This window comes from Mycobacterium sp. TH-M103, from assembly GCF_057473785.1.
The window spans coordinates 1-4,659 of sequence record NZ_JBYCLG010000094.1 but is presented as its reverse complement, the minus strand read 5'-3'; the positions used below and the strand labels follow the sequence as shown (position 1 = coordinate 4,659).

The 4,659-nt window shown below is 70.7% G+C and carries 5 protein-coding genes; 2 read left to right on the top strand and 3 right to left on the bottom strand.

The window, feature by feature from the left end; genetic code table 11:
- The 3 genes from AC2VOR_RS05425 to AC2VOR_RS05415 all read right to left on the bottom strand — a co-directional run.
- On the bottom strand, window positions 1–926 hold a 926-nt coding region (locus tag AC2VOR_RS05425; RefSeq protein ID WP_486963333.1), incomplete at its 3' end, for a carbohydrate ABC transporter permease.
- A 47-nt stretch (window positions 927–973) separates the two neighbouring features.
- On the bottom strand, window positions 974–2,398 hold the full coding sequence (locus AC2VOR_RS05420) for an extracellular solute-binding protein (RefSeq protein WP_486963332.1): 1,425 nt from the start codon (window positions 2,396–2,398) through the stop codon (window positions 974–976).
- Window positions 2,399–2,426: 28 nt separating this feature from the next.
- The gene (locus AC2VOR_RS05415; RefSeq protein ID WP_369737559.1) at window positions 2,427–2,954 is read right to left on the bottom strand and encodes a YflT domain-containing protein; all 528 of its coding nucleotides are present in this window, start codon (window positions 2,952–2,954) and stop codon (window positions 2,427–2,429) included.
- A 171-nt stretch (window positions 2,955–3,125) separates the two neighbouring features.
- Here AC2VOR_RS05415 and AC2VOR_RS05410 point away from each other — a divergent pair, with 171 nt between their 5' ends.
- Entirely contained in the window at window positions 3,126–3,668 is a 543-nt protein-coding gene (locus AC2VOR_RS05410) for a DUF4190 domain-containing protein (protein WP_369737558.1), read from the top strand.
- 53 nt (window positions 3,669–3,721) lie between these two features.
- Window positions 3,722–4,659, top strand: a 938-nt coding sequence (locus AC2VOR_RS05405) for a magnesium transporter MgtE N-terminal domain-containing protein (protein WP_486963331.1), incomplete at its 3' end; no start/stop codon positions are given.

Below are 4,659 nucleotides of genomic sequence, written 5' to 3'. Positions count from 1 at the left end.
CCCAGCCCGACGTTGAAACCCTTGAACAGGTTGTCGTAGCCCAGGATCGACACGGATTCGGTGCCGTTGGCGCCCTCGGTCAGCACGTAGATGTTGTCGAAGATGCGGAAGGCGTCCAGCGTCCGGAACAACAGGGCGACCACCACGGCGGGCTTGATGATCGGCAGGATGACGCGGGTCAGCCGCCGCCAGGCGCCCGCCCCGTCGACCTGCGCGGCCTTCAGCAGGTCCTCGGGGACCAGCGCCAACCCGGCCAGCAGCAGCAGCGACATGAACGGCGTGGTCTTCCACACCTCGGCGAGGACGACGATGCCCAGCGACGGGATCTGCTCGGTCAGCGGAGCCGCGTCGTGCGGCAACAGGCCGGCCAAATAGCCGGTGCCCGGCGTCCAGGCGTAGTACCAGCTGTAGGAAGCGGCGACGGTGACGATCCCGTACGGGATGAGCACCGCGGTGCGCACCAGGTCCCTGCCGACGAGGGTGCGGTGCATCACCAGCGCCAGCGCCAGGCCGAGGGCGAACTCGATCGACACCGAAACCACCGTGATCGCCAGCGTCACCGTCAACGCGGTCCACCAGTACCGGTCGGTCAGGATGGTCTGGTAGTTGCCCAGGCCGACGAACGCGGTGTCCTCCGGGGTGGTCAGGCTGTTCCGTTGCAGGCTCAGCCATACCGCGTAGCAGATTGGGTAGGCCGTCACGGCCAGCATGAGCGTCGCCGCGGGCGCCACCAGCGCGAACGCCAGTCGCCGCTCGTCCCGGGGGGTCAAGTGGCGCCGCCGCTTCTCCTCATCACTGCGCTCTGCATCGTCGCGGCGGGTCATATGGGGCCGCTCCTCCTCATCACTGCGCTCTGCATCGTCGCGGCGGGTCATATGGCGCCGCTCCTCCTCATCACTGCGCTCTGCATCGTCGCGGCGCGTCATATGGCGCCGCTCCTCCTCATCACTGCGCTCTGCATCGTCGCGGCGCGTCACGGCAGCAGCCCCTCCCCGTGGATGGCCTTTCGCACCTGCCGGGTGAGTTCGTCGGCCGTGCGCTCGGGGTCGATGTCGGTGATCGGGCTCAGCGTGGCCGCGAGCCGGATCGCCACCGCCTGGTAGTCCGGCGTCGCCGGCCGCACCGCGGCGTCGGTGAGCTGCTGGCGGATGATGGCGTACATCGGGTACTTGGCCTGGAACTGCGGGTCGGAGTACAGCGAGACGCGCACCGGGGGCAGGCCCCCTTCGATCGAGACGTACTTCTGGCTCTGCATGCTGCGCAGGCAGCGCACGGCCTCGAAGGCCTCGGCGCGGTGGCGGGTGGTGCTGGCCACCGCCAGGTTCGCCCCCCCGATGGTCACCCTGGCCGGCCGGCCGGGCGCCACACCGGGGTACGGCGCGAACCCGAAGACCTTCGTGCTGGCGTCGTAGGCGATGCGGAATTGCTCGTCGTCGGGGACGAAGGCGCCGAACTGGTTGATGGCGCCGGCCAACGCGGGGTCCTCGTTGAGCGGCAGGAAGCTCACCCCGCCCTTCACCGCGTTCTCCAACATGGAGGCCAGCACATAGGGCCAGTTGATCTCCAGTGCGGCCCTGCCCTGTTCGAGCGCCAGCCGGGCGGTGCCCTCGTCGCTGCGGGTGATCGACGGGTCGGCTCCCGGGGCGGTGGCCACCGACTTGAGGATGCGCAGCGCGCTGACCGTGGCGGCCCGGTGCGCGGGCGTGTCGGTCAGGGTGACGTGGTGGCCGTCCTCGGAGAGGACCCGGCCGCCGCCGCTGACCAGCAGCGTGTTGAACCACACCACCAGACCCTCGTTCTGGTTGGCCTGCACGGCGATCCAGCTGGGCCGGCCCGCGGCCCGCAACGCGGCGGCCTCGGCAATCATCGCGTTCCAGTCGTGGGGCGGTTGCTTCACCAGATCCGCGCGATACCAGAGCAGTTCCGTGTTGGTGACGACCGGTGCCCCGTACAGCCGGCCCTTCCAGCGGGCGGTCTCAAGTGGTCCCGGCAGGGTATCGGAGGTGGCGTCGGACTCGGCCAGCCCGGCGGGGTCGTCGGACAACGGCAGCGCCCAGCCCGCCTCGGCGAACTCCGCGGTCCACACCACGTCCATCGCCATCACGTCCAGTGTGCGGTCGTGCCCGGTCAGCCGTCGGGCCAGCTGCAGGCGCTGCTCGCCGGGGGCCCGGGGCAGACTGATCTGCCGGATGGCGAACCTGCCGCCCGCCCGCTGGGTGCAGTCGTGGGCGACCGCGGTGAACGTCGCCGCGTCTCCGGCCGGCGTGTACAGGCTGATCACCAGCCCGTGGGCGCCGGAACCGCAGGCCGACCCGGAGGCTGCCACGCTCGTTGTCGCCAACAGGAGCGCACCCAGCCGGCGGACGCGACCGTGGCGCCGGCGGCGACTCACCCTCATCGGCTCTCGCGCGTTCCTGCGTGCGGGCTCAGATCGCCAGGCGCGCCAACAGGTCCCGCGCCTTCTCCGCGTTCTGTGGGTCGCAGAGCACGTCGTAGCGGCCGGCCACCAGTTGCATCGTGGAGCTGAAATCGCGCGTCCCGCGCGCCATCGCGTACGGAACCGCGGACGTGATCAGCCCGAAGAAGACGCCCGCGACCAGGCCGGTGACCAGCGCCGCCCACGGATTGGGGCTGAAGAAGCCCAGCACCAGCCCGATGAACAACCCGAGCCAGGCCCCGCTGAGCACGCCACCACCGAGCACCTTCGGCCAGGTCAGCCGCCCGGTGACCCGCTCGACCTGCATGAGGTCGACCCCGACGATGGTCATCTGCTGGACGGGGAAGTCCTGTTCGGAGAGATAGTCGACAGCGCGCTGCGCCTCGGCGTAGGTGGGATAGGACCCGACGGGCCAGCCCTTCGGCGGGGTCGGCAAACCGGGCACACCACGGCGGCCGGCCGGAGCGCCGGTGGGTGTGCCGCCGGGAACTTGTCCAGGCTGGAATGGACTAGTCATTTGTGCTCATTCTCCTCCGCCTCGGCCTTTCTCGCTTCCACGTCTCATCTTCGGCCCTCCCACCCTATGACGCGACCCCTCGGCGACCTGCGAATACTCGAGCCCCCGGCCCGGACGTCCCGCGCGTTCGCGGGCCGCGGTGGCCACCCGCCGATGGGCTAGGTTGAACCCATGACGGCTCCCGGCGGCGGCTTCGGCGAGAGTGCCCACGACGACGCCGATGCGTCCCGGCCCGGCGGGGCCTTCGCGGAGCCGACCCGGCAGGGCCCCTGGGAGCCACCGGGATCCGACTATCCACCGCCCGGCTATCCCGCGCCCTATCCCGCTCCGATACCGCCGCCGGCACCCATGCCCGGATACGGGCAGCCGGCACCGCCCTACCCCCCGGTGCCACCACCGCCCGGCTACGGGCCCGCTCCGTACCCGGGGGCCTATCCGCCGCTGCCGAACTACCGGGGCGGCTACGGGACGTTCGACGCCGCCCGTCCCGGCACGAACGGGCTCGCGGTCGCCTCGCTGGTCTCGTCGCTCACCGGTTTTCTCTGCTGTTTCATCGGCCCGATCGTGGGCATCGTGCTGGGCGTGGTCGCGCTGAGCCAGATCAGGCAGACCCGCCAGGGCGGCCAGGGTATGGCCGTGGCCGGCGTCGTGATCGGCATCGGCACGCTGCTGGTCGGCGTGGCCGTCGCCGTCCTCAACACGCTTGCGCGTTAGCGTCGACGACTGCGCTCCGTCCTCCGGCCACCGGCTGCCTAGGCTCTACGTCTATGGGATCGGTCAACAGGGTGTACGTCGCGCGGCTCGCGCGGATGCTGGTGCTGGGCCCACTCGGCGAAAACTTCGGACGCATCCGCGACGTCGTGGTCAGCATCAGCATCGTCCGCCAGCAACCGCGCGTCCTGGGGCTGGTGGTGGACTTGGCCACCCGCCGCAGCATCTTCATCCCGATCTTGCGGGTCACCGCCATCGAGCCCGGCGCGGTCACGCTCAACACCGGCAACGTGTCGCTGCGCCACTTCGAGAAACGGCCGGGTGAGGTGCTGGCCATCGGCCAGGTGCTCGACACCCCGGTCAAAGTCAGCGACCCCGCACTGCCCGAGCTGGCCGGGCTCGAGGTCGTGATCACCGACCTCGGCATCGAACAAACCCGAACCCGGGACTGGGTCGTGAGCAGGGTCGCTGTCCGCGGCCAGCGACGGATGGGGCGACGCGGCCCCGTGCACGTGGTCGACTGGCAGTACGTGCAGGGCCTGACCCCGTCGGCATTGGCGATGCCCGGGCAGGGGGTCGCCCAGCTGCTCGAACAGTTCGAGGGGCGCAGGGCGGTCGACGTCGCCGACGCCATCCGCGGGCTGCCACCCAAGCGGCGCTACGAGGTGCTCAGGGCGCTCGACAACGATCGGCTCGCCGACATCCTGCAGGAGTTGCCCGAGTCGGATCAGGCCGACGTGCTGTCCCAACTGGGCACCGACCGCTCCGCCGAGGTGCTCGAAGAGATGGATCCCGACGACGCCGCCGACCTGCTCGGGGCCCTGAGCCCAACCGACGCCGAGATGTTGCTGACGCGCATGGACCCCGGGGAGTCCGGCCAGGTGCGCCGGCTGCTGACGCATTCACCGGACACCGCGGGCGGCTTGATGACGTCGGACCCGGTGGTGCTGACCCCGCACACCTCGGTCGCCGAGGCGCTGGCCCGGGTCCGCGA